The organism is Undibacterium umbellatum (genome assembly GCF_014284125.1).
Taxonomy (GTDB): Bacteria; Pseudomonadota; Gammaproteobacteria; order Burkholderiales; family Burkholderiaceae_D; genus Undibacterium; species Undibacterium umbellatum.
The window spans coordinates 25,086-49,975 of record NZ_JACOFX010000026.1 but is presented as its reverse complement, the minus strand read 5'-3'; the positions used below and the strand labels follow the sequence as shown (position 1 = coordinate 49,975).

The window sequence follows — 24,890 nt, the reverse complement described above, 5'->3', positions numbered from 1 at the left end:
ACTGACGCTATGGATTACTTGAATCATCGACCTAGAAAATGCCTTGGCTACAAAACACCGCACGAAGTTTTTATGGCTCAGATACAATCGCTATAACACAGGGTTGCACTTCGAGCTTGAATCCGCCCATTATGACAAGATATGAAACTTAAAAAGTCATAAAAGCAATCTGCTGAATCAAACGGATCGTATGTCAAAGGTATTCTATCTGGCAATGATGAGTCGAGTTGATCACGAATTAAAATCCAAATTTTTTCAGGATTAATTCTCATTGAGTCAAGAAAATTATCTCGACATTTCCTTTCAATTTGTCGAACCCGTTCTCGGTCAATTTCATATTTCTTTCCAAGTGTTTCTAGGGTTAACTGTTCTTGTATGAAACCTAATCTACTTTGAAAAATATCCACTTCTCTCGGGCTAATTTTAGACAAAAATTCCTCTAAGTCCTCCAATATAACTCTATCAAGTATTTCGATGTCTAATACTTCAATTTTTGAATCGCGAATAAGCCTACTCTCATACTTCTCTAAAACAATTTCACCAGAAATTATTTTTTCTATCTCAGTTAAAAGCTTAATCTTAAGTGTTCTGAAGCCCTCTCGTTTGGCGGGGCCTATTAATGGCAGTGACTTGATAACTGAAAGTTCAAGATTCAAAAGTGTTTTTAGGCTTACGTCAAACTCATTATCTACCATTGCATCGATGAAATTCACTTCATCATCACTCATTCCAAGTTTTACAATTTCCAAACCCGTTAAATCTAAATTTAACGTCGTGCTTTTTCTCTCATTAATCCCCATATTAGTTGGATCAAAGTCTTTATACAGGTCATGCAACTGTTTGAGAGAATTTAAATATGAGCGTCCAATCCCCTCTATCCTGAGAATATCTTCTTCTTTAAGGGAAATTACGTCAGATAATACTTCGCCCAATTTAAAATTCGTATAGCCTTGTCCACTGATATTACGGACTCGACTAGCATTGCGAAGGCGAGTAATTAACTTATTTATGTTCCATGGTAAGTTTAAATTACCGTCTGTGATAGATGTATTTGGATTGGGTAGTTTAATTTCGAATTGGCCTTTATCTTCCTGGAGATCTGAAGAAAGTAGCGGATTTGAATCGCTAATTTTTTTAGGACAAATCTCATAATCATTCTCAATTCGGGAAACGGATTGTTTCGTTATTTTTTTGAACTCAAATAAATCCAACAAGGCGAAAAAATTTTTATTTTCTTGGAGAGCTTTAAATCCATCCTCAGTCAACACGGACAATAATGTAGATAAAGTAAATGTCTGGTGTTCAGGAATAGATTCTATTGCTGAGAGGTGTTCTTCAATTAATTCATTTACCAATGAATCAACCCCAGAAATGTTTATTTTTAATGTATATTTGTCAGTCATTTGCGAACTTCCTACTCGCCTTTATAAACGACGAACGAGACCCAAATGCTTGATCTATGGCCATATTTTCTGATTCAGTAAGGCTTGTGAAATCAGCTAAACTATTTAATATTCCTTTATATTGTTTTAGTAGTTGATTTTTTCTGAATTCAAGATCTTCCTTAAGCTGGTTGTCGCTGATGTGATTTTTTTGAGTACTACGTAAATCAGTCACTTTAGCATTTGTATTCAATCGTTCTTCATTGAGAAGATCAGCAAACTTGTTGTTTAACTCGAATTTTGTATAGATGCATAGCCCGTCATAAGTAAAATTATTTTCAATGGCCGTAAGACTGGGCATAATTCGCCATTGCATGAAGAAATTATCAACATACACATAAATTTGCTCATTAACGGTATTGGAAAAAATTTCCATAACAGAGGCGTCGTTCCCGAATGCTATCGTTAAATAATTACAGTATGAATCAAAGCACGTCGATATTTCATTGAGAGAAACCTCCATCAAACTTACTTCTAGCATTTCTATGCATGGGATCTTTCCAGTTTTTTCATAGTATTTACGGATTTTATCCAACAAGATGTCTCTAAATCCCAATTTCAGCTTGTACTCCTCGATCAGCCTTAAAACGTCAGCGGCAGACTTACTAAAAGAGACTTCTATCGAGGAGTCATGTAAAACATCATAAATGCTCTCATCATCTTCGGTCTCAGAATTTGTCTGCGCTTTTCTATCAAAAGATTTATTTTTAATTTCTGTTTCAAGTTGTTTTATTTCGTAAACTCTCTCTAGGGATCCGACAAAATCTAATACATTTATGAAATTCTTAGTTTTTGTTTTTCGCAATCCTCGACCTAATTGTTGCAGCCAAATTCTCCTTGACCCTGTGAACCTCATAAATACAAGAAGATTTGTTTCTGGAATATCTATTCCTTCGTTAAACAAATCACATACAAGAATATATTTGTAGTCACCTTCTCGAAAATTTCTAATATTATCTCTACGCTCATTTTCTTTCATGTGTGAATGGACGCAAGTAGCCGTTCCTAACTCAAAGAAATTGAGGAGGTGCCTCATATGGTTAATATTTCTGCAAAAAACAATTCCTTTGACATTGTTAATATTCTTATCTTCAACCGTTTTTTCAATTATTCTTACTACCTCCTCATCCTTCTTATGCAGAAAAAGATTTTTATCCAAATCTTTGATTTCAAGTCCAAGTTGCAATTGAGCGATTTTACTTTCGTCAATATCATTCAATAAAACTTCATATTTTGGAAATGCTAGGTATTTGTTTCTGAGGCCCCACGTTAAATCATATCGACCGATATGACAGTCATCTCCCCCAAAGAAATTAATTACGTCACGATTGTCTTCTCGGAATGGAGTAGCTGTCAGACCAATTAGAAGTTCAGGTGAAAAATGTGTTATGACATCGGCGTAGGTCTTTGCTGGAGCATGATGCGCCTCGTCCACAATTACGAAGCTAAAAGACTCCCTTTTTAATTCGGAAAGTTTGCTATGTAAGGTGTCGAAAGTAGCAAATACAAAATCAGTATTTTCAGGTGATACGCCGGCAAAGCATGCAGAATAGTTATAGCTACTTATGCCGAGAACATTCTTAAATGATGTAACGGACTGAAGTAATATTTCGATTTGATGTGCTAAGAATAAAACTCGGGGTCTTGTCTTAGAATTCATTAGTAATTTCTTGATCAAGTGAGCAGCAGTGTATGTTTTCCCTAAGCCCGTTGCCATTTCTATCAATAGTTTTTTCTTCCCTGTTTGAAAATTCGCTATGGCCTCATCAATGATTATTTGTTGATAGAAGCGCGGCCTAATTTCCCGACCTATCTCCGAGTGCTTTTGTATGTACAGATCTTGTAAGCCATCCCTATCAAATAGTTCAACGCCTAATCTTAATGCTCGTGTCTTAACTTCGGATGTAAAGTACGAGTTGGTGACTAGAATCATGTATGTGACGTTTGCTAACTTTGCGCCAGCAACTAGTTGATTCAATGCTTTGATATCGACATTAGCGTGGATATCTCGCTGCTTAACTTCGATTGCGAATTTTCTTTTATTTTTATATGCAAAAATATCTACTCCACCATCGCCGTATCGATATTCTTTTCCAATTTTTGTGATTTCTGCATCAACCCAGCCCGCAGATAAAAAAACATCTCTTACAAAAATTTCAAAATCGCTTGGACTTAAGTTATCAACGTCTTTAAATTCTTTAATCATGAGCACACGCTAAATTTCTATGATCTATTTGTTAATACATTCATTCTATGAGCAATTTGCATTTTTGAATAGCTCGGAAAAATGGTTTCTAGGTGAGCATCTCGTTAAAACTATGTTGAAGAATTGCAATATCAACGACTGTTCGGTACAGGTGGTTTGCCTGGTACTTCCTCTAAGCTGGTTTGGTTAACGATTCAGAGGTGAGTGTCGCTAGGTTTTAGCACGAACTACGTTGAAGGCTTTTTATTACTGCTCATGGAGAATCCTAAAAACGTAAGAAGAAAAATACGCATATTTAAAGGCATTACGATGCTGACAGAAAATTTACTTTTTATCAATCTCGATCTAAACATACAATGACTCAAATAACAGATAACTCCTTGCAAGAATGAATAAGTGAATTTTTTGCTATTAGGTGTACATTCTTTTAAATAGACTCAAAAGAAGATTTCCCTCCCAACCCTTGTGATAATGTACCAATTCAGCAATACTTCGCCTACGCCGAATGCGCTGGTGGATTTTGGTGATCCACGCATATTCGCCGAATAGCTGTTGGCCGCTATCAATAGAATTGCCTGCCAGCATCCTGCAAGAATTTTGTTTTTTGGAGAACACTATGGGTCTGTGGAATAAGCTCAGCAATGAATTTATCGATATTGTCGAATGGCTGGATGACAGTCCCGATGTCATGGTGCATCGTTTTGAGCGCTATCAGAATGAAATCAAGATGGGTGCCAAGCTGACGGTGCGCGAGGGACAGATTGCGGTGATGGTCAATGAAGGCCAGATGGGCAAGGGCCAGGTGGCGGATGTGTTCACGCCCGGCATGTATGAATTGTCGACGGCCAACATGCCTTTGCTGAGTACGCTCAAGGGTTGGAAGTATGGCTTCAACAGCCCTTTCAAGGCGGAAGTGTATTTCTTCAAGACGACCCGTTTCACTAATATGAAATGGGGCACGGCTGGCCCTGCCACCATGCGCGACCCAGAATTTGGCGTGGTGCGTGTGACGGCCTTTGGTATTTATGGCATACGCATAGTCGATGCCAAGGCCATGCTGGTGGAGCTGGTGGGCACCAAGGCTGACTTTACGACAGCGGATATAGAAGAAAACCTGCGCGGCAAGATCGGCACGCGCATCAAGGAAGTGATGCCTGAAATTGGCGTGCCCATCATCGACCTGGAAGCCAAGGTCACCGAAGTGGGCAGGCGCATACAGGAAAAAATTGCGGCTGACTTTGTGCAATATGGTCTGGAACTCTGCGAAGTGCAGGTGCAGGACATAGGCTTGCCGGAAGAGGTGGAAAAAGCCATAGACCAGCAAGGTGCCATGCGCGTGATAGGCAATATGAACCAGTTTGCCCAGTATCAGGGTGCGCAAGCCTTGCGTGATGCGGCCCAAAACCCCGGCGCAGCAGGCACCATGATGGGCGTGGGTGTGGGTGGTATGCTGAGCCAGAGCATGGGTACGCTGTTTGGTAATAACCCGCAACCAGCCGCTGCCCCGGCTGCAGGTGCTGGCATGCCGCCACCTTTACCAACGGCAGTGCAATACTTTGTCGCACTGAATGGCGCGCAGACAGGGCCCTTCGATATGCATGTGCTGCAATCGCAAGCGGGCAATGGCAGCCTGACGCGTGACAGCCTGGTGTGGCGTCAGGGCATGGCTGCCTGGGGCAAGGCGGGTGACCAGGCTGACCTGGCTGCCTTGTTTGCGACCATGCCGCCACCGCTGCCTTAACGAACGACTGCAATCCATCCTTCATCTGATATGGCGTCGCCCCTGCTGGTGGTGGCGCCCTGTGTTTTGTTCTGGAACCCTCACCTGTGACGACGAAAAATTATCCCTGTAAATCTTGCGGTGCCAAGCTGGAATACGCGCCTGGCCAGCATGCCTTGCAATGTCCCTACTGCGGTTCCAAGAATGATATACCGGAAGACCAGGAAGCCACCATTGCGGCGGTAGAAGAGCTGGACTATCAGGCTTATCTGGCAAACCAGGCAGGCAATGAACCCACCATCGCCAGCCAGAACGTAAAGTGCACGGGCTGTGGGGCGGAATCGCAACTGGCGGCCAACCTGGTGTCTGACCGTTGCCCGTTTTGTGCCGTACCCTTGATTGCGACTAATGCTTATGCTGCACGCAAGATCAGGCCCAAGGCGATTGCACCGTTTGATATCAAGGAATCTGAAGCGCGTGGCAAATTTGCCGACTGGGTCAAAGGTTTGTGGTTTGCCCCCAATGCGCTGAAAAAGGCTTACCGGGCTGAGCGCGGCCTCAAGGGTATCTACACCCCTTATTGGACATATGATGCCGACAGTTATACCGCCTATCAGGGCCAGCGCGGTGTTGACTACACGGTGACAGAAACCTATACCGAAAATGGCGAAACCAAAACTCGGCAAGTGACCAGAACCAACTGGTATCCGGCGGCAGGTGCGGTGCAGGTGGCCTTTGATGATGTGCTGGTCATCGGTTCAAAAACCTTGCCGGCTTCATATGCAGCAAACCTGGCGCCCTGGCGTCTGGAAAAGCTGCAGGGTTATCGCGATGACTATGTGTCCGGCTTCACAGTAGAGGCTTACCAGGTCGGCCTGGAACCCGGCTTTGTGGATGCGCGCAACCAGATGGAAAGCGTGATCCGCGATGCCATCTGCCGCGATATCGGTGGTGACCACCAGCGCATCAGCGCCATGCAACCACGCTATTCAAATATCAGTTTCAAGCATATCCTGCTGCCTATCTGGCTGTCGTCATACAAATACAGCGACAAGGTGTACCGCTTCCTGGTAAACGGCCAGACTGGTGAAGTGCAGGGTGAACGTCCTTACTCTGCATGGAAAATTGCGGGGGCGGTGTTACTGGCAATCGCAGTAGTCGTCGTGATTGCAATGCTCAATCAAAAATAATCAGGATCAAGACCTCTCAACACAGAGGGACACGACGCATTCTCTGTGCCCCCTCCTTGAGTTTTTTGGTCTTTCAAAGATCCACTGCAATCCAAAGCTCAACGCTCCATCAACATATCCATCATGCGCTTGGGATTTGCCAGAAAATCCCTCGTCACCTTGTAGTGCTCGGTGTCTTCATATGCAATTTCTGCAATGCCTTCCTTGCCGCATTGGTAGATGCATGCATCGGGATAAGCCATAAGTATGGGTGAATGGGTGGCGATGATGAATTGGGAATTCTCCTCGACCAGGTCATGGATACGTGACAATACTGCGAGTTGCCTTTGTGGTGACAAGGCGGCCTCAGGTTCATCGAGTATATACAGACCCTGGCCGCCAAAGCGTTCTGTCATCAGTTTCAGAAAGGATTCGCCGTGCGATTGCTCGTGCAATGAGATGCCGCCATAGGAATTGATAATCGGCGGACCACCTGGTCCTTCATCCAGTTTTTCAATTTCAGTCGCCACATTGAAGAAACTCTCGGCACGCAAAAAGAAACCATCACGCGGCTTGCGCACACCCTTGGCTATGCGCAAATATTCATCCAGCACAGAATGCGAACGCCGCGTGCCAAAGCTGAAGTTCTTGGTTCCGCCCTCGGCATTGAAGCCCAGGGAAACAGCAATCGCTTCCAGCAAGGTCGATTTACCTGAGCCATTTTCACCAACAAAATAGGTGATCTTGGGATGCAGATCCACATACTCGAAGTTTTTTATAGCCGGTAATGAAAACGGGTAACGCTCAAAAGACTCGACGATATCCCTGCGCAAGCTGACGCGGCTGACATATTGTTTTGAAATCATGCTGCCTCAATAGTTTCAAGAAACATACCCGAAACTTCTATTCAAACTGCTTCTTGAATTCTGCAAACTGGGCACTCAAGTCACTAACCTGCTGTTTGAGTTGGGCAACTTCTGCTTCGAGCAGGCTGACCCTGTCATTTTTTGAACCACCAGTGCTGCCAGGACTGCTGGCTTCTGCCTGGTCCAGGCTGGCTTCATCGCAAGACAACAGATGTGCATAGCGTGGCTCTTTGGTACCTGGTGTCAGGTTCAGGCGGGCGACAAGAGGTGGATATTTGTCCATCAGGTAGTCGAGGCATTTTTCTACATCGGCGACGCTGGCAAATTCATGCAGGCGGCCGACGCGGGCGCGGATTTCGCCTGCGGTCTGGAAGCCGCGCAGCATGAGTATGGTCAGCACAGCCACCTTGGGCTGGTCGAGCATCCATTTGATGCGCATGCGGTGTTCATACTTGGCAACGCGGGCACCGGCCTGGTGGATGGCATTCACCAGCTTTTTGGCAGCCAGCCTGTCTATGGCTTCCAGCACTTCGGACTCGGTGACGGACATGACGGGGTCACGGCTGGTGAGCTGGTTGCAGGCATTCACCAGAGTATTGAGTGACAGGGGGTAATTGTCAGGGGTGGCGGCTTCTTTTTCTGCCAGCACGCCCAGTACGCGCACTTCAACTGCGTCCAGGAATTGTGTATCTGCTGCCGGGATGGCCGACTCGCTGGTGTTTTCTGTGTTCATGGGTATTCCTCAAATGTAAGCTGCGGCTGGTTGCTATACCGCGATAGCTTGATATTATCCTTAAAAATTGAAAATGTGAGACTAGATGACGCTTACACCGCAATCTATTCAATTATTTTTAAAAAATCTTAACCCCTTTTGTTTTGCTGCTCCGTTTAATGAGTATCACCCTCGTTTTTATGGAGAAGAAAATGAACAAATGGAAAACTTTACTGACTGCTCTGGTAATGGTAACTATGGCCACGATGAGTACGATGGCCAATGCGGGGCAGCTTGCTGGCGTCAGCATCATCAGTCAAAGCACGGGGGAAAGGCTGCCTATATGGCGTCATCAGGGTAATAGTTATGTGGCAGGCAAGCCTGGTGAGCGTTATGCGGTAGAAATCACCAACAAGACGGGTGGGCGTATTTTGTCGGTCTTGTCTGTCGATGGTGTCAACGTCCTGACGGGTGCCACAGCATCGCCCCAGCAATCGGGCTATGTGCTGGCAGGAAGGCAACCAGTAGAGGTCAAGGGTTGGCGCAAAAGCATGGATGAAGTGGCAGCGTTCTATTTCACCCAGTTGCCTGATTCGTATGCGGCACGCACGGGCAGGCCAGACAATGTTGGTGTCATTGGCGTTGCCCTGTTCAGGGAATATAAGGAGCCTGTGCCTGTAGAACCCTTGTATTCACGCCGGGCCGAAGCTGCGGCCCCGGCACCTGTAGCCTCCAACTCACCTTCTGCTGAAACGATGGGCAATCTGGCAAAGAGCAAGTCTGATCTGGCAGAAAAATCCATGGATGCCAGGATAGGTACAGGCCATGGCGAACGCATAGACAGCAGCGTCAAAAATACCGATTTTCGCCGTGCCAGCCCGCAGCCTGAAGAAATCATCAGTATCCAGTATGACACCTATGCCCATCTGGTCGCACGCGGCATTATCCCGCGTGGCCGCCATCAGGATGCCAATCCCTTCCCCGGTGGTTTCGTACCTGACCCGAATTAAAGCGCGGCAAATGTAGCGCACGACAAATACCTGATGTCATGCAGCACCTCTATGGGGGTTCCCCAGGCCCTCGTTCACACTAAAAATACAGGAAATTATCAATAATGAAAAAATCTGGCCACTACTTTAAAGCACCTATTTTGTGCCCCTTGCTGCTGATGATGTTGGGCGGCTGCCAGTTTGGCGATGTCGCAGAGACCGTCGCTGCCACGGGTGATGTGATGGTAAGCCCGCAGTCGGATGCAACATCTTCCAAGCAAGCTGGCAACAAGAAGAATAATACTATCGCATCTCAGGATGGGCAAAAACCAGTGCTGGGCCCAGTTGCGGCTGAACCTGCTCCGGCGGCATCAGCCAGAATCAAGCAAGTGCGCGCAGAAGAATTGCCAGCATTGATCAATAGCTACTTTGACACGCATGAGAGTCGCAATCTCTACATACAGGTCGATAAGCCACTCTATAAACCCGGTGAAACGATCTGGTTTAAAAGCTGGGACTTGAAAGCCCGTAATTTGGCGGGTTCAGCGATTAATGAGTCAACGGCGGAACTGATCTCCCCCAAGGGCGCGAGTGTGATCAAGAAGCGCTTGCGTGTCGAGGCGGGCGGCGCAGCCAATGATTTTGAATTGCCCCCTGAGGCGCAAGGTGGTGAATACAAGATACGTATAACAAGCAGCGATGGAAAAACATTGGAACGTGCCGTCATCGTGTCTGCCTTTGAAGCGCCACGCATAAAGAAAACTCTGGAATTTGTGAAAAAATCCTATGGTGCAGGTGAACAGGTCAGCGCCACGATTGCCGTCAAACGCCCCACAGGCGAGATACTATCTGGCAAGCGCCTGGTCGCAGTGGCTACTGTCGATGGCGTGGAATTGCCGCGTGTGAATGTCACCACAGATGCCACTGGTGAGGCGTTAGTGAAATTTGATTTGCCGAAAAACATCAGCACTGGTGACGGTTTGTTGACGATACTGGTGGAAGATGGCGGCGTCACTGAATCAATTTCAAAATCCATCCCCATCCTGCAAAACAAGCTGGCGCTGTCTTTCTTCCCTGAAGGTGGCAAGATGGTTGCGGGTCTGCCTGCACGTCTCTATTTTGAAGCCAAAACCAGATTAGGGAAACCAGCAGATGCCGAGGGCAAACTGGTTGATGACCTGGGTAACACCGTTGCCAAATTCAGTACCTATAAAAATGGTCTGGGCCGCTTGGTATTCACCCCGGCGACAGGTCGCAGTTATCACGCAGAAGTCAGCAAACCCAGCAGCGTCACTGAGCACTATGCTTTGCCGCTGGCAGAAGAAACAGGCTGTGTCATGCGCAGCTATGATGATCTGGATGGGCAGGAAAAAGCCTTGCGTGTTGCCGTGCAATGCAGCACCACGCAAAAAATCGTGGTGGCTGCCACCGTGCGCGATAAATTATTTGATGCAGGCACTATGGAGGCTGGCCCAGCCAAACCGGCAGTCATGTATTTGCAAGCCAAAGACCCTGTCACGACTTCAACTGCAGGCATCGCCCGTGTAACGCTGTTTAGCCAGAACCTGGACCCGCTGGCAGAGCGTCTGGTGTTCCGCAATCGCCGCAACCGGCTTGAGATCAAGGTAGAACAAGACAAGAAGACCTATGTGCCGCGCGGCGAAGTCGCCCTGAGCATCAGCACCAGAGATGCCAGCGGCAAAGCTGTGCCAGCAGAACTGGCGCTGTCTGTTGTCGATGACACTGTACTCTCGTTTGCCGATGACAAGAGTGCTAATATGCTGTCGCGTCTTATGCTGGAAAGTGAATTGCCCGGCAAGATAGAAGAACCCAATTTTTATACCGACCTGGGTGAGGACAAAAGCGCCCTGGCACTGGATATGCTGATGGGCACGCGTGGCTACAGACGCTTTGACTGGGTGCAGGTGCTCGCACCGGTACAGAAGGTCACCGTCACCGGCAACCATATCAGACGGCAAGAGATGAATGCGGCAGCGCCTGTCTATATTGCGCCTTTGATGAAAGCTGCAGCGGTTCCGGCACCAATGGCGGCACCAATGGCAGCCCCCGTGCCTGCGCCTGCTCCCGTAGTTGCAGCAGCACCAGAGCTAAAAAAACTGGCGGCCGCTGAAGCACCAGCAGCACCGCAAAAACCTGCAATGGCAAAAATGAAAGAAGGATTTGCAGCAGGCCGTATCGTGGCCGCTCCACCTGCAGAGATGGAAGCAAGATATTTTCCAGAAACACCCAAGGCTGACAAAGACTTTGCCCGGGCAGAAGCGAAATTAGCGCTGCCACCAGCAGAGATAGCAGCAGCCTTGGCAGCAGTACGGGTGTTCCCGGTTCCGGCATATACGCCTGACTATGCAGGCCCGCGTGATGACTACCGCGACACCGTGCTTTGGGCGCCGTCAGTAAAAACCGACAAAAATGGCAAGGCCACTTTGAAGCTGGCCTTGTCGGATGCGGTCACTTCCTTCCGCGTCACCGCGGAAGGTGTCGGTGGCGGGCAGGCCGGGCATAGTGAAAACGTGCTGAAATCTTCCTTGCCATTTTCTTTGTCAGCCAAGCTGCCACTGGAGATATCGGCAGGTGACAAGCCGCTGATTCCTGTCACCTTGAGCAATGAAAGCGAACAGGCTGTCAATGTCACGCTCAACAGCAATTTTGGCAAACTCCTGAAAGCCAGTGACAGTAATAACAAAGTGGGTGCTATCGCTGCTGGCCAGCGCAAGAGCATGTTCATCCCGCTTGAAGTCACGGGCACACAGGGTTTGTCTCAGGTGCAGTTGTCAGCGACTGCATCGGGTTTGAAAGATGAAGTCTTGCGCAGCATACCAGTGGTCGCCCCTGGCTTTCCGCAATTGCTGGAGAAGTCAGGACAAATCAAGGGACAGGTCACGCATGACATCGATCTCAGCAAAGCCAACAAGGGCAGCGTACAGACATTCATCAAGGTATATACCTCGCCACTCGCTACCATGGTATCTGGCCTGGAAGGCATGTTGCGCGAACCCTCTGGCTGTTTTGAGCAAACCTCATCAACCAATTACCCTAACGTGATGATCATGCAATACCTCAAGCAACATGATGTTGCAGACAGCGCCTTGCTGGAACGCACCAACAAATTGCTCGATAGCGGCTACAAAAAACTGGCTGGTTTTGAATCACCGAAAAAAGGTTACGAATGGTTTGGTGGAGACCCCGGCCATGAAGCACTGACTGCCTATGGCTTGCTGGAATTTGCCGATATGAAAAATATCTACGGCTCTGTCGACAGCGCCATGCTGACGCGTACTGCAAGCTGGCTTAAAACCAGACGTGATGGCAATGGTGGTTACCAACGTGATGCCAAGGCGCTCGACAGTTTTGGCCGTGCAGCACCAGAAGTGACTGATGCCTATATTACCTGGGCCTTGGTCAGCGCTGGTGAAAGCGGGCTGGACAAGGAAATAGACAAATCCGTCAAGCTGGCAGAAACCACGCAAGACGCCTATCAACTGGCATTGGCAAGCGGCACCATGTTGGCACCTTCTGCAAAAACGGCGGTCTCAGAAAAAGCCCGGCGTGCCGCAGTCGATAAACTGGCGGGCATGCAAAATGCCAATGGTTCGTGGACTAACGCGAATCACTCCATCACCCGCAGTGGCGGCAGCAATCTGCATATTGAAACCACCTCGCTGGCGGTGCTGGCCATGTTGAAAGCAGATGGCCACCTTGAACAGGCTCGCAAAGGCATCACCTGGTTACAGGCAAACCGCAGCGGCTATGGTCAATGGGGTGCAACACAGGCCACTGTGCTGGCCCTGAAGGCAATGATCGCCTTTGATGAGGCGACCAAAGTTGCACCCACTGCAGGTAAAGTCAGCTTGCTTGTTGATGGTGTCGTGGTCAGCGAGAAAAGCTATGAGGCAGGCAAACGTGAGCCCTTGTTGTTCAATGGTTTTGAGAACCTGCTGACACCTGGCAAACATAGCATCACCCTCAAAACTGGCAATGGATCTGCCCTGCCCTACTCCATGGCAATTGAATACCGTAGTAACGAACCGGCTTCATCCAATACTGCCGTCATCAACCTGAACACCAGGCTGGCGAAAGCGGATCTGAAAATGGGTGAAACTGTCAGGCTGGATGCAGTAATCAGCAACAAGACGCAAATCGGCCAGCCCATGAGTCTGGTACGTCTGGGCTTACCCGGTGGCCTGACTTTCCAGAACTGGCAGTTGAAAGAAATGCGTGAAAAAGGCCAGATCGATTTCTATGAAACCCGAGCCCGTGAAGTGATACTGTATTTCCGTGACATGAAGCCAGGCGAAGTGAAAAAACTGGCGGTGGACCTTGTGGCGACGGTGCCGGGCAGTTATACCGGGCCTGCCTCTTCTGCCTATCTGTACTATAACGATACTGACAAGACGTGGACAACTCCGCTGGCAATACGCATCGCGCCCTAATACAAGGTAAAGCCCGGCCTTGGCGTTTTTCTGGCAAGTTAATGATTGCCAGAAAAACGCTGAAAGCTGCTTGCTTGCGCTACAGTTTCACCTTAACGGCACATGGAAATTATGCTGGTGAGACGGAATTTTCCGTTAAACTAGCAGCCATGATGACCGAACCCCAGACAGACGAGGCCTTGATGCTGCTCTATTGCGATGGCGACCTGCTCGCCTTCAAAGAGTTGTACCAGCGCCATCGCCTGGGTTTGTATCGCTTTATAGACTGGCGTTCACCGCGTCAGGAATGGGTGGATGAGATTGTGCAGGACAGCTGGGCTGCACTGCATGCGGCCAGGTCGCAATACACCGCGCTTGCCAGCTTCAAGACCTACTTGTACCAGATTGCCCGCAACCGCCTGATCGACATATTGCGTCAGAGGGAAAGCCTGCTCGACAGTGACCCGGATCAATATGAACATACACTGGAAAGCACGCAAGAATCGACACCGCTGACCAGGTCACCAGAAACCCGGCTGGAAAAAAAACAGCAGACCGAGCGTCTGCATGAAGCCATCAGGAACCTGCCCAGCGAACAGAAAGAAGCGCTGGTCTTGCAGCAATTCAATGGCCTGAGTCTGGAAGAAATTGCCACCATTACCGCCGTATCAACGGAGACCGTCAAAAGCAGATTACGTTATGCCATGCAAAAATTGCGTGCCGAATTGCATACCCAGACACAAGGGGAGCCAGCATGACATCCAGGAACGACGACATGCACGAAGCTGAATTTGAGGATTTCCTGCAAGGTAAGGGCGAACTCGCCAGCCTGCTGCAAGATTTGCAGCAAGCACAACCGACGGCAGAGCTGGATGCGGCTATCATCGCGCAGGCCGAACGTGCTCTTGCAGCCGCATTAGTAACAACGACTAAGTCAGAAATCGCGTCGCCAGCAGCCAATGATGTCATCGGCCCTGAAGGCAGCGGCAATCCGCCATCATTTTTATGGCGCTGGAAGCTGCCACTGAGTCTGGCTGCCAGCGTACTGTTTGCCATACCCGTGGTCATGCAGCAGAACCAGGAAACTTTCCCGACAGACCCTGTGACTGTGGCTGCTCCAAATGCGCATGTGCCACAAGAAAAGATCAATTCAGCATTACCGCAACTAGCTCAGGCAGATTTGGCGAAGCAGGCTAAGGTCGCCACCGAGCTTTCACCGCCGGCAGCGGCGAGCATGGACAATGCTATGCCGCCAGCTATGGAAACCAGTAAGACCAAAGAAAGCAGGAAAGCCGACGACTCCAAACGTGCCAGCGTCGCCAATCCACGCAGTGAATACAAACTGGCTGAACGACAGGCCGAGCCAACGCCACCGCCGCCAACCATATTGGCGGCAGCACCGGAACCCACGAAGGTGACGATCACAGGCTCAGCGATACGCAGACAAGAAGTGTCTTCAGCCGCCCCTTTGCAAACAAACAGCAATGTCGCGGGCGCTGAAGAAAAAGAAGCCGCAGAAAACCACTACGCCAGTAATGCAAAAATGCGGGCACTCACTGCGAATGCCAGCCATGCCAAAGCAGAGGCCGCAGGCATGCTGGCAAAATCCAGTGAAACAGCATCGACAGATAAAAAAGCTGACATGCCTGCGGCAGCACCATTCCCTGCCGCACAGCCAGCACCACGCATTGTCATGGCAGCACCGCCTGTGGCAGCTGCGCCACCGCTGTCCGCAGCCCTGGCACCGGAACCGCATCCTGGCGCCTATGACTGGTTGCAGAAAATCGAGCAACTCTTGAAGAACCACCGTAACAAGGAGGCGCTGGACGAGTGGCGCAAATTCCGTGTTATCTATCCGGCATTCACCGTTGACCAATCCCTGCAAAAGCAGATAGACGCATTGCAAAAATATAAGGATCAATGACAAAAATTTGTCATTGATCCTCACATTCACCTTGGTCTATGTTCTGTCCTGCCGGACGATATTGCTATCTGAAATAGCTTACTGACGAAAAGTGCTGGCCGGTATGGATACCGGTGCACTGCCACAGGCAGGTACATTAATCACACGATTTGCCCCCACTTCCCAAGCCAGGGGTTTAATGCCCTGGGTAATGTACTTGTATTCATAAGTGGTGCTGGCATTCAGATTGCGCGACACCGTCCACAGAGGCCATAGGCTACCTGACAATTTGGTGGCCGTTGCAGTATTCCAGTTACCCAGTTCTGCCCCGCTGCCGGTGAGATACACATCTTGCCCCACCACGGTCATGTTATTGGTCACTTGGAAATTCACCTGTACCTGACAAGCACCTGCCAGCGTTTTCGCACTGGCCGCAATGCTGTTGGCTGACACATTATTGGCATTATCGACTGCCGCAACGATATAGCTATACGTGGTGGATGGTGACAAGCCGCTGTCAACAAAACTGGTACTGGTGCTGAATACTGGGCTGCCACCATTGCGTGCAATGTTGTAGCCCTTCATGCCGCTGCCACCAGCATTGTCTGTTGCTGCACTCCAGCTCAGGTTGATGCTGCTACTGCTGGCAGCATTTGCTGTCAACCCGCCCGGAACAGATGGTGCGGTAGTGTCATTCGATGGGCCACCGAGTTTCTGGTTGATGTGCAAAGCCACTGCGGGTACGGTGCTGCCGCCATTCGCGGGTATGCTGAGAGTCGCCATGCCGTTTGCAGCGACCACCACCGAATCGGCCGCACAAGCAGTCTTGCCCGCATTGGCCAGACCATGCACGACATTGCAGTAAGTGCCCGCAGGCAGCAAGGTCTGGAAGCTCTGGCTCCATGCGCTGAACTCATTATTGATGGCGACAAAGCCTTTGCTGCCACGGTTAAAGGCAATCTGATTAGCGCTACCGCTAATAAAGTTGTCGACACCCTGGCCCGATGTCACCGCACGAAAAGCCACCATATTGGCGATGTCAGCCCAGCGATGGATGAAATCCCATTGCTGGTTGATCAGTGGATTGCCATTCGCATCAAAGGGGCTGGCGGCTGGTGCGTCGGCATTGGTGTCCGTGAAGATAAAACCGGAATGCACTTGCGCCTCACCATAAGGCCAGGCCAGCATGAAGATATTCGCCAGGTCATAGCGTTTGCTGCCTTGCGTGTCATTGGCGGCACCACTGCGGTTGCTGGCATTCATGGAATCGCCATTGCGCTCTGTATCCCAGTTATTCACAAACACGGTGGCCTTGCTGCTGTCAGTAAAGAAGCCCCAGGTTCCGCCCCAGTTGCCAGGCGTGCCCATGATGCTGCGTATTTGTGAAATGCTGGCGCCATTCAGGTTGCGGAAAGTTTCTTTCATCGCCGTTGGATACTTGAATTCATTGATGGTGCCTATACTCAGGTAAGAATTGCGATCTACCGTGCCATCAGTAATGATTTCCTGGGTGATCCATAAAGGCTCGCCAGAAGTGGTGGTATGTGTCACGCCATTCACGATGGTTTGCAAATCACTCTGGCGTATATGTTTGGCTGCATCAAAGCGGAAGCCATCTATGCCCATGCCTATCAGGCTGGTCAAATAATTCCTGATCTGGCCCTGCACATAGCTGGCCCCCGTATCCAGATCAGGCAGGCCTACCAGTCGGCACTGGGTGACGGCATTGCGGTTATTGCTGTAATCACTGCCCTGGATATCGCAGGCCGGATGAAAATCAGCGGCACTGAAACGCGGGTAACTGCTGCCCGCCACCCAGTTTGCACCTGCGGTAGAAGTACCACTGCCCGCTGCCAGGTGATTGACGACGATATCCGCATACACACGCACACCGGCTGCGTGGCAGGTATTGATCATGGCTTGCAGTTCAACACCTGTGCCCATCTTGCTGGTCAGATTGGTGTAATCGACAGGCTGGTAGATATCCCACCAGTTACTGCCACGATTGGCTGAACTGGGTGGTGATATCTGCACGCCACCATAGCCTTGCGGACCAAGGAAATTGGTACATTCTTTTGCGATATCGGTCCACTTCCAGTGAAACATCTGCACCGACGTGTCACGCGGATTAAAGGCCAGTGCAGGCGTACTCGCCGCCACCATCGTCATGCCAGCCACACTACAAAGAAATGCTCTTTGTAATGCGCCCCTGATACCGCCTTTGATACTTTTTGTGCTTGTATTTTGATTCATATTGTCCCCTCACTATTTGCCTTGGCAAACTCTAATCCTGAAGATTTGAATTGCCCCCAATTTCATGCAGCTCGATTCATGCCTTGCCTCAACAGCCCCAAACTCACCGCCCGTCTTGCCTGACGGCACCATTGATGGCAAGCCAGGGTGGAAAATCCACCATGCCTGCAAGGCTTACCAGCCCTTATCGCTCATGATTTGCTACATAAGTTTTTGATAAGCTTAAAAATTGTGCTGTAGTTTTAATACAAATGCTATTAAAATATAAATATATTCATGCTGTTGTGCAGCACAGGGAGCTTAGATTTTTCATTAATTCATAATTATTATTCAAGGAAATGAGGCCTATTCACGGTTACTAACACACAACAATGCCAATTAAGTAATTAGACTACATTCTATTGTTTTGGATGAGTTATACCAATCCGGCCGTCAGGCAGACCGTGTCTATAAATAAGATGCCGAAAAATCTGCTCACGACTTTTTTGCGGCAATCGAGCACATCAAAATCACGATATCAATTGATGGCTGGTGATATAAATAGGATGAGATTTGAGCTCGATTTTCATAGTGCAGCCTGGGTCAGCAAGGGTTGCTGAGCAAACAGAACAATAAGCTCTACATTTGCATGCGTCGCAAAAAAACATCACAAATTTGAATAATTTCGTCACGCCATGCTTGTTTTTATAAAAAAGCTGTGGCAAGATACGTACATCAACCAAGCAACACCACACTATTTAGGAATGATCGTGAAAACAACTTTGACACAACAATTGATACAAAACTTGCGCAAGACAGCGCGGGCTTTGGCGTCGGTTGCCAAAGTTGGCAGTGCAGCAGGCGGCACGTGGAATACCTATGAAGCCTCGTATCGCACGGATACAAGCACAACTAAAGATACAGATAGTGAGATGTTCAATGATGTCAGCCCAATTAATTTTGCGGCCACATGGTTTAGCAACACAAGCATTCGAGGGGAAACCCTAAAGGTCACAGGCGGCAGATAAAGCCACCAAGACCCTAGCGCTGAAAAGCCCGGATGCCCTGAAAAGCTCCGGGCTTTTTAACTTTTTGGCGTCTTTTCTATTTTAGATTTTTGGTTTGCTTGCAGCACAACAAGGCAAACCACAGCAGTTAAACCCGCCAACGCGGTCGTGACCGGACAACACCGGATCATGGAAGCTCTTTAACAATTTGGGAAGTTCAACAGTTTTATCCCAAGGGCAAAAACATCTGCTTTTGGGGTAAGGCTGAATACAAAAACTCGTTTCATCATTGAAGATGAAACACGTTTATATGCGGGTGTAGCTCAAAGGTAGAGCTGAAGCCTTCCAAGCTTACGGTAAGAGTTCAATTCTCTTCTCCCGCTCCATCATGAAAGTGACTTTACAAGTACTTACTCTTGCCGAGGTTTTTTTCATGATGTCTTTGTCGTCCAGTGGACTGTCACAGTGAAAGCGGAAGTGAAGGACATGTGCCCGGCGAACCAGGGCAAGGCGCAAAACACAGCGATAGCGGTGCTATCGCGAGTATTTGCAACGCCGCCATGGTCGGCGCGCACATGGCAGACACTTCTGCTTTTCACTGTGACAGTTCACTTAGGTTAGGACAGCTGACTTTCTATCAGCTAATGGCGGTTCGATTCCGCTCAGAGACTCCAGTATCAACAGTTTTACGGATGGTTGCCCGAACGGTAAGGGGTGCGGCTGTAACCCGCAAGCATGCCAGACATAGGTGGTTCAATTCCATCACCATCCACCATTTTGTGTCTCAAGCTAACCAGGTGAAAGCGCCGTTTTGAAAAATCGGAGAGCGTGGATCGTTACCACGGGGACGCACCATTTTGTTCGCAGTAAATAGCGTGGCATTTTCAGTCCATACGCAATCTTTTCACCTATTACGGGGGTGTAGCTCAGTTGGGAGAGCGCCTGCTTTGCATGCAGTATGTCGTCGGTTCGATTCCGGCCACCTCCACCATTTTCTCATTTTCATCACAGGAGTAAATCATGAAGCGAAAGACCAGGCATCGTCAGATGCCACACTTCACCATCACGCGGGATGTAGCTCAAAGGTAGAGCATTCGGCTTTTAACCGAACGGCGAGAGTTCAATTCTCTCTATCCCGACCAGTAAGAATACCGATTAAAGCGCAGTCGTTTTAACCGATATTTTTAAGAATTCCCCGATAGCTCAGTCGGCAGAGCGGCGTACTGTTAATGCGCATGTCCCTGGTTCGAATCCAGGTCGAGGAGCCATTTTGTCCCTTTAGCTCAGTGGGAGAGCAACCGGCTCATAACCGGTGGGTCGCTGGTTCGAAACCAGCAAGGGGCACCATTTTATCTTTACTTGCATAGCTCAATTGGTCAGAGCGTTGCCTTGATAAGGCAGAGGCTGGTGGTTCAATTCCATCTGCAAGTACCAGTTTTTTTATGCATTTCATCAGAATGAAATGCATAACCGTTATCTCAGTAGCTCAATTGGCAGAGTCGCGGTCTCCAAAACCGAAGGTTGCAGGTTCAAGTCCTGCCTGGGATGCCATAATTTTCTCTCGCCTTAGCTCAGTTGGAAGAGCGCAACAATACGAATGTTGAGGCCGCAGGTTCGACCCCTGCAGGCGGGTCCAGTTTTACCGTGTGATCATGTGATCCTCACTACCTCACCAGTGGGATGTGTACACACACGTGCGCGGTATTTTTTAAAAGGAAGATTCGCATAATGGTATTGCACCGGGTTGCTAACCCGGCGGGTTTTCACGAGCCTATGTGCGTTCGAGTCGCACATCTTCCGCCAGTTTTTTGCCTCATTAACTCAATGGTAGAGTCCCCGCCTGTCTAGCGGGTTGCCAGCGGTTCGATTCCGCTATGGGGCGCCAGTTTTTTTGCCGGCTTAGCTCAGTTTGGTAGAGCAACTGATTTGTAATCAGTGGGTCGCGGGTTCGAGTCCTGCAGCCGGCACCAGTCATGGAAGCGTGGCAGAGTGGTAATGCAACTGTCTTGAAAACAGTAGGCTCGCAAGGGTCCGTGAGTTCGAATCTCACCGCTTCATCCACATCAATTCGTGTCAGTAGCTCAAAGGATAGAGCCCCGGTCTTCTACACCGACTGTTGCGTGTATAGTGGACTGCAACAGTGAAAAGCTAAGTGCCTGCCGGGCGCACGTCCTTCACTTTCGCTTTCACTGTTTCAGTCCACTTGTCCCACCTGACGCACCATTTTTGATCGCCACACACAGACCCGTTTCGGCCTTGCCGATTCGTGGCGGTCATTTCCCCATCCCTTGACCATGCGAGATTTAGCTCAGTTGGCAGAGCATTCGCTTCATATGCGAGCGGTCGCTGGTTCAAATCCAGCAATCTCGACCACTATTTCCAGTTTTCATCCCCCACTTAATTCCATTCGCTTACAATTGCCGTCATTCAAAAATACATAAAAATAAAAAGGAATCCCCATGAGAAAATTAGTCACTATCAGAACCGTCAGCAGCATCAGGCCTATCCCTGATGCAGATGCCATAGAATGCGCCAGCATGGATGGCTGGTCTGTAGTCGTCAAGAAAAATGAATTCCAGGTTGGCGATGCCTGTGTCTATTTTGAGATCGATTCCTTTTTGCCTTTGAGCGATGCACGCTTTGCTTTTCTTGAAAAAAACAAAATCATCTGGAATGAAAAAACCGGAATAAGGCTGCGCACCATTAAACTGCGTGGTCAGGTTTCACAGGGCATGATACTGCCGCTGAAAAGTTTCCCGGAACTGACTGAACACAGCAATGCCAAAGATATGGATTTCAGTGAAATGCTGGGCATAGAAAAATGGGAGCCAGTCATTCCTGCTTCACTGTCTGGTGAAGTGGAAGGCGCTTTCCCGGAATACATACGCAAAACTGATCAGGAACGTATACAAAATCTGACTGAAATCCTGATTGAACAGGCACAGGAAGAATTTGAAGTCACCATCAAACTCGATGGCTCCAGCATGACGGTCTTTCACAATGCCGGCGTATCAGGTGTTTGCGGCAGGAACTGGTGGATCAGGGAATCTGAAGCCAATAGCCTGTGGCGCGTGGCAAAGCAAAATCAAATACTGACTGCGCTGCTTGCCTATGGCCGCAACCTTGCAATGCAAGGTGAGATTATCGGTGAAGGCATACAGGGTAACCCTGAAAGGATGCGCGGTCAGGACTTTTACCTGTTCGATATTTTTGATATTGATGCCAGTAGATATCTGGGCAGGACAGAACGTCAGGAGGTACTGGCCGGACTACGCGCCCTGGGGGCTACTGTGAATGAAGTACCCTGGCTGGAAAACATGACGCTGGAAAGATTTGGCGGTGAAGTCGCCAAAGTACTTGACTATGCTGAGGGCGGTTCATTGAACCCAGCTACGGCTAGGGAAGGCGTAGTCTTCAAACGTCTGGATGGCAGCATGTCGTTCAAGGCGATTTCAAACACATATTTGCTGAAACACGGAGACAGGTAGGAAGATCATGGGTGGTAATGCATTAAAAGCTGAGTCAGTTCGTTTGCCTGCTGCACGCTATCGCGAAGTGGAACATGAAGCCGTCGCTATATTGCAGCGGAATTTTCCACAACGCCGTATCGAGGCAATCATCGCTTATGCTGACAAGGCAGACTTTGGTGATCTCGATATCCTGATCGAAGCTGGTGATGACTACGATGCAGCACAATTTTCTACAGCATTGCAGGCGACCGAAATCGTCTTGAATGGCGATGTCACCAGCATAGGCCTGGCGGTAGCAGAAGGCGTGTTCCAGCTTGACCTGATCAGGACAGAATCTGGCTCATTTGATTTTGCTTCACGCTATTTTGGCTACAATGATTTTGGTAATCTGATAGGCCGCATCGCGCATAAATTTGGTGCCAAGTTTGGACATCTGGGCTTGCTGTATCCATTGCGTGCACCGGATGACAAAGGTCATTTGATTGCTGAATTGTGCATCACCACGGATTTTAGTGAGGCACTGAAGCTGCTGGGCTATGATGCCCTGCTGTATGAGAACATGCGCGTGAATGGGCAATTCAGAAACCTGCAAGATATATTTCGCTATGTCGTGTCTTCACCCTATGTGAATCGCGAGATCTACCTGCTGGATAACCGCAATCACAAGGCCAGGATACGCGATGCCAAGCGGACGACTTACAATGCCTTTTTGTTGTGGCTGGATGAGCAGAAAGAAATCACATTGCCAGCCTATCCCTGGGCAGAAGCTGGCACGGCTGCGCGTGATGCACAAAAAGAGAATTTTCTGGAAACGACTTTCATGCTCTTTCCTGATTTCAGGCTGGCTTATGTACAGGCGCTGCAAAAATACGCCCGAAAGAAACGATTGAAGCAGCAATTCAATGGTGAGCTTGCGGCAGAAATTACCGGCCTGTCAGGAAAACGGCTAGGTGAATTAATGGCGCAAGTGCGTCATTCATTTGCTGATGAAGCCAGCTTTGAAAACTTCTTTCTTGAAGCTGACTCTGACGCTGTCAAAGCCAGATTCTTAAAGGAAGCGGCGGTACTCACGTCATCATGAACTTCTCAAATAAGCTACAAAGAAGCCGCTTGCATAACTAAGGTGTCACCAGCCCATCCATACGGATCACTTCAAAACTGCTGCCTTTGACACTGCCCAGTTCTGACACCAGTTTATCGTTATTCCAGCGTGCATCGGGTGCGCCGCTGATGTACCAGTTGGAGCCATTGTCGGCCACTAGCATGCCATAGGTTTTCATGGCTTGAAGAATGGCTTTGCTTTCATTAGAAAATTTGCTGGTAACTGACTTTCAGGCTCACGCAAATGCCCATGGGTGGCATAGTATTAATGGTTTTCGATGATGCCAGTGTACCGCTGGTGGCACATAGGCGCGGCGTATGCGGCTGACCGTAAAACAGAAGGCATGACGTATGCCACTGCTGGCAGCTTCTTCATAACTTACCAGGCAGGTGAAGATGGGTTAGCCTGCGGTATCGGCACTGGTTCAGCCTGATTTGCCACTTGACCTTGGGTTGGCTGCCTGCGACGACAACATAGGGGATGCCTATCGGTGCGCCGTCATACAAGCCGGCGCCAAAGTCAGGATGCAAACCTGTACTTAATCCTTTGCTGGCAACCAGGTCGTCAGAGGCAGGATCAACAGAAACAGCCGTTATATCAGTGTTCCAGCCAATGTTGACGGGGAAAAGCAGGCAGTTTTGGCAAGGAATGTGGTTGCATGGTTTTACTCTTGGCATACGGCACGGGAAAATCAGACTAGTCTTGAAATCCTGAGCCGACAATACGAATTGCATTTCCTTACAAATTGTCAGACTGAAAACAGGTATCATTTTATGCAAAACCATTATCAAAGATCATCATGAACACGACTACCCTGCCACTGGAAGAGCAAGAACATCCGATAGATCCTGTCATACGCGCAGAGATCAATGCGACTTTACAGCGCATAGAGCAGATGCACGATGTCAAAGTCTTGTTCGCCTGCGAATCAGGCAGCCGTGGCTGGGGCTTTGCTTCGCCTGACAGTGATTACGATGTACGTTTTATCTATGCCAACAAACTCGATTGGTATCTGACTGTCTTCCCTGGTCGCGATGTCATCGAATTGCCTGTCAATGAAATCTATGATGTCAGCGGCTGGGATGTGCGCAAGGCTCTGGGCTTGCTGCGCAATGGCAATGCGACCTTGATAGAGTGGCTGTCTTCACCAGTAGTGTATGCTGCTGATCCGGTATTCCTGCAAGCCTTGCAGGCAGCGTCACGCGAAGTGCACAGGCCGGAGCGCGCTTACTACCATTACCTGCACATGGCCAGCAAAAACTATCGCGAGCACTTGCAAGGTGAGATGGTCAAGCTGAAAAAATACCTGTATGTATTGCGCCCCTTGCTGGCTTGTTTGTGGATAGAGCAAGACCTGGGTCCTGTGCCCATGCGCTTTCAGGATATGGTCGATGCGACCATAGAAAATAAGGACTTGCTGGCATCCATCGCCGAATTACTCGTCATCAAGCGCCGCGCCAAGGAATCTGAATTATCAGTCCCCATGCCTGTCATCAACAGCTTCATCGAAAGCCAATTGCAAAGGCTGGATGGTGTCCGGACTAATAGCACGGGAGATATGGATTTCTCGGTACTGGACAGGCTATTGCTTGATACTGTCATGAAAAAAACTGCTTAACAAACACGGCATTTGGGCCTGCAA

The 24,890-nt window shown here is 48.8% G+C and carries 17 protein-coding genes and 15 tRNA genes; 26 read left to right on the top strand and 6 right to left on the bottom strand.

The window, feature by feature from the left end:
- Positions 1 to 77 precede the first annotated feature (77 nt).
- Together H8L47_RS27055 and H8L47_RS27050 are read right to left on the bottom strand one after the other, a co-directional pair.
- The gene (locus tag H8L47_RS27055) at positions 78 to 1,403 is read right to left on the bottom strand and encodes a sigma factor-like helix-turn-helix DNA-binding protein (RefSeq protein WP_186956933.1); all 1,326 of its coding nucleotides are present in this window, start codon (positions 1,401 to 1,403) and stop codon (positions 78 to 80) included.
- The gene (locus H8L47_RS27050) at positions 1,396 to 3,648 is read right to left on the bottom strand and encodes a DEAD/DEAH box helicase family protein (protein WP_186956932.1); all 2,253 of its coding nucleotides are present in this window, start codon (positions 3,646 to 3,648) and stop codon (positions 1,396 to 1,398) included. The genes H8L47_RS27055 and H8L47_RS27050 overlap by 8 nt, the downstream gene beginning before the upstream one ends.
- A gap of 616 nt (positions 3,649 to 4,264) precedes the next feature.
- Here H8L47_RS27050 and H8L47_RS27045 point away from each other — a divergent pair.
- Both H8L47_RS27045 and H8L47_RS27040 read left to right on the top strand, forming a co-directional pair.
- On the top strand, positions 4,265 to 5,389 hold the full coding sequence (locus H8L47_RS27045) for an SPFH domain-containing protein (RefSeq protein WP_186956931.1): 1,125 nt from the start codon (positions 4,265 to 4,267) through the stop codon (positions 5,387 to 5,389).
- An 86-nt stretch (positions 5,390 to 5,475) separates the two neighbouring features.
- Positions 5,476 to 6,558 (top strand): hypothetical protein, encoded by a 1,083-nt coding sequence (locus tag H8L47_RS27040; protein ID WP_186956930.1) that lies wholly within the window; start codon positions 5,476 to 5,478, stop codon positions 6,556 to 6,558.
- 98 nt (positions 6,559 to 6,656) lie between these two features.
- On the opposite strand, the gene H8L47_RS27035 is transcribed toward H8L47_RS27040, so the two are convergent.
- Complete coding sequence (locus H8L47_RS27035; RefSeq protein ID WP_186956929.1) at positions 6,657 to 7,403, bottom strand: AAA family ATPase; 747 nt, start codon at positions 7,401 to 7,403, stop codon at positions 6,657 to 6,659.
- Between the two features lie 37 nt (positions 7,404 to 7,440).
- The gene (locus H8L47_RS27030) at positions 7,441 to 8,136 is read right to left on the bottom strand and encodes a YceH family protein (protein ID WP_186956928.1); all 696 of its coding nucleotides are present in this window, start codon (positions 8,134 to 8,136) and stop codon (positions 7,441 to 7,443) included.
- Positions 8,137 to 8,327: 191 nt separating this feature from the next.
- On the opposite strand from H8L47_RS27030, the gene H8L47_RS27025 reads away from it, so the two are divergent.
- From H8L47_RS27025 to H8L47_RS27010, 4 genes are all read left to right on the top strand, one after another.
- The gene (locus H8L47_RS27025) at positions 8,328 to 9,125 is read left to right on the top strand and encodes a hypothetical protein (protein ID WP_186956927.1); all 798 of its coding nucleotides are present in this window, start codon (positions 8,328 to 8,330) and stop codon (positions 9,123 to 9,125) included.
- Between the two features lie 104 nt (positions 9,126 to 9,229).
- The gene (locus H8L47_RS27020; RefSeq protein ID WP_186956926.1) at positions 9,230 to 13,555 is read left to right on the top strand and encodes an MG2 domain-containing protein; all 4,326 of its coding nucleotides are present in this window, start codon (positions 9,230 to 9,232) and stop codon (positions 13,553 to 13,555) included.
- A 149-nt stretch (positions 13,556 to 13,704) separates the two neighbouring features.
- Positions 13,705 to 14,292: a sigma-70 family RNA polymerase sigma factor gene (locus tag H8L47_RS27015; protein WP_230413932.1), complete on the top strand. Its 588-nt coding sequence runs from the start codon at positions 13,705 to 13,707 to the stop codon at positions 14,290 to 14,292.
- Positions 14,289 to 15,458 carry a hypothetical protein gene (locus H8L47_RS27010; protein WP_186956925.1) on the top strand — a complete coding sequence of 390 codons (1,170 nt, stop codon included), beginning with the start codon at positions 14,289 to 14,291 and terminating at the stop codon, positions 15,456 to 15,458. The genes H8L47_RS27015 and H8L47_RS27010 overlap by 4 nt, the downstream gene beginning before the upstream one ends.
- Positions 15,459 to 15,536: 78 nt before the next feature.
- Here H8L47_RS27010 and H8L47_RS27005 read toward each other — a convergent pair whose 3' ends face one another.
- The gene (locus H8L47_RS27005) at positions 15,537 to 17,690 is read right to left on the bottom strand and encodes a carbohydrate-binding module family 20 domain-containing protein (protein ID WP_186956924.1); all 2,154 of its coding nucleotides are present in this window, start codon (positions 17,688 to 17,690) and stop codon (positions 15,537 to 15,539) included.
- 674 nt (positions 17,691 to 18,364) lie between these two features.
- Between H8L47_RS27005 and H8L47_RS27000 the strand changes: the two genes are divergently transcribed.
- The 18 genes from H8L47_RS27000 (at position 18,365) to H8L47_RS26915 (ending at position 23,227) form a co-directional block, all read left to right on the top strand.
- The gene (locus tag H8L47_RS27000; RefSeq protein WP_186956923.1) at positions 18,365 to 18,697 is read left to right on the top strand and encodes a hypothetical protein; all 333 of its coding nucleotides are present in this window, start codon (positions 18,365 to 18,367) and stop codon (positions 18,695 to 18,697) included.
- Positions 18,698 to 18,988: 291 nt separating this feature from the next.
- Positions 18,989 to 19,062: transfer RNA gene (locus H8L47_RS26995), tRNA-Gly, on the top strand.
- 304 nt (positions 19,063 to 19,366) lie between these two features.
- Positions 19,367 to 19,451 (top strand) — tRNA-Tyr (locus H8L47_RS26990).
- Positions 19,452 to 19,591: 140 nt separating this feature from the next.
- Positions 19,592 to 19,667 (top strand) — tRNA-Ala (locus H8L47_RS26985).
- A gap of 77 nt (positions 19,668 to 19,744) precedes the next feature.
- Positions 19,745 to 19,818 (top strand) — tRNA-Lys (locus tag H8L47_RS26980).
- 50 nt (positions 19,819 to 19,868) lie between these two features.
- Positions 19,869 to 19,944: transfer RNA gene (locus H8L47_RS26975), tRNA-Asn, on the top strand.
- Positions 19,945 to 19,948: 4 nt separating this feature from the next.
- Positions 19,949 to 20,023, top strand: a tRNA-Ile gene (locus H8L47_RS26970).
- Between the two features lie 10 nt (positions 20,024 to 20,033).
- Positions 20,034 to 20,110: transfer RNA gene (locus H8L47_RS26965), tRNA-Ile, on the top strand.
- A gap of 41 nt (positions 20,111 to 20,151) precedes the next feature.
- Positions 20,152 to 20,227, top strand: a tRNA-Trp gene (locus tag H8L47_RS26960).
- Positions 20,228 to 20,236: 9 nt separating this feature from the next.
- Positions 20,237 to 20,312: transfer RNA gene (locus H8L47_RS26955), tRNA-Arg, on the top strand.
- A gap of 78 nt (positions 20,313 to 20,390) precedes the next feature.
- Positions 20,391 to 20,479 (top strand) — tRNA-Ser (locus tag H8L47_RS26950).
- A 7-nt stretch (positions 20,480 to 20,486) separates the two neighbouring features.
- A tRNA-Asp gene (locus H8L47_RS26945) sits at positions 20,487 to 20,561 on the top strand.
- 8 nt (positions 20,562 to 20,569) lie between these two features.
- A tRNA-Thr gene (locus H8L47_RS26940) sits at positions 20,570 to 20,646 on the top strand.
- Positions 20,647 to 20,650: 4 nt separating this feature from the next.
- A tRNA-Ser gene (locus H8L47_RS26935) sits at positions 20,651 to 20,737 on the top strand.
- Between the two features lie 9 nt (positions 20,738 to 20,746).
- Positions 20,747 to 20,899, top strand: a tRNA-Arg gene (locus H8L47_RS26930).
- Positions 20,900 to 20,973: 74 nt separating this feature from the next.
- A tRNA-Met gene (locus tag H8L47_RS26925) sits at positions 20,974 to 21,049 on the top strand.
- An 86-nt stretch (positions 21,050 to 21,135) separates the two neighbouring features.
- The gene (locus H8L47_RS26920; protein WP_186956922.1) at positions 21,136 to 22,164 is read left to right on the top strand and encodes an RNA ligase (ATP); all 1,029 of its coding nucleotides are present in this window, start codon (positions 21,136 to 21,138) and stop codon (positions 22,162 to 22,164) included.
- 7 nt (positions 22,165 to 22,171) lie between these two features.
- Entirely contained in the window at positions 22,172 to 23,227 is a 1,056-nt protein-coding gene (locus H8L47_RS26915; RefSeq protein ID WP_186956921.1) for a hypothetical protein, read from the top strand.
- A gap of 37 nt (positions 23,228 to 23,264) precedes the next feature.
- On the opposite strand, the gene H8L47_RS26910 is transcribed toward H8L47_RS26915, so the two are convergent.
- Positions 23,265 to 23,426 (bottom strand): hypothetical protein, encoded by a 162-nt coding sequence (locus H8L47_RS26910; protein ID WP_186956920.1) that lies wholly within the window; start codon positions 23,424 to 23,426, stop codon positions 23,265 to 23,267.
- 99 nt (positions 23,427 to 23,525) lie between these two features.
- Here H8L47_RS26910 and H8L47_RS26905 point away from each other — a divergent pair, with 99 nt between their 5' ends.
- Positions 23,526 to 23,681, top strand: coding sequence for a hypothetical protein (locus tag H8L47_RS26905; protein ID WP_222616703.1), 156 nt, complete (start codon positions 23,526 to 23,528; stop codon positions 23,679 to 23,681).
- Positions 23,682 to 24,047: 366 nt separating this feature from the next.
- Complete coding sequence (locus tag H8L47_RS26900; RefSeq protein ID WP_186956918.1) at positions 24,048 to 24,866, top strand: nucleotidyltransferase domain-containing protein; 819 nt, start codon at positions 24,048 to 24,050, stop codon at positions 24,864 to 24,866.
- Positions 24,867 to 24,890: the final 24 nt, after the last annotated feature.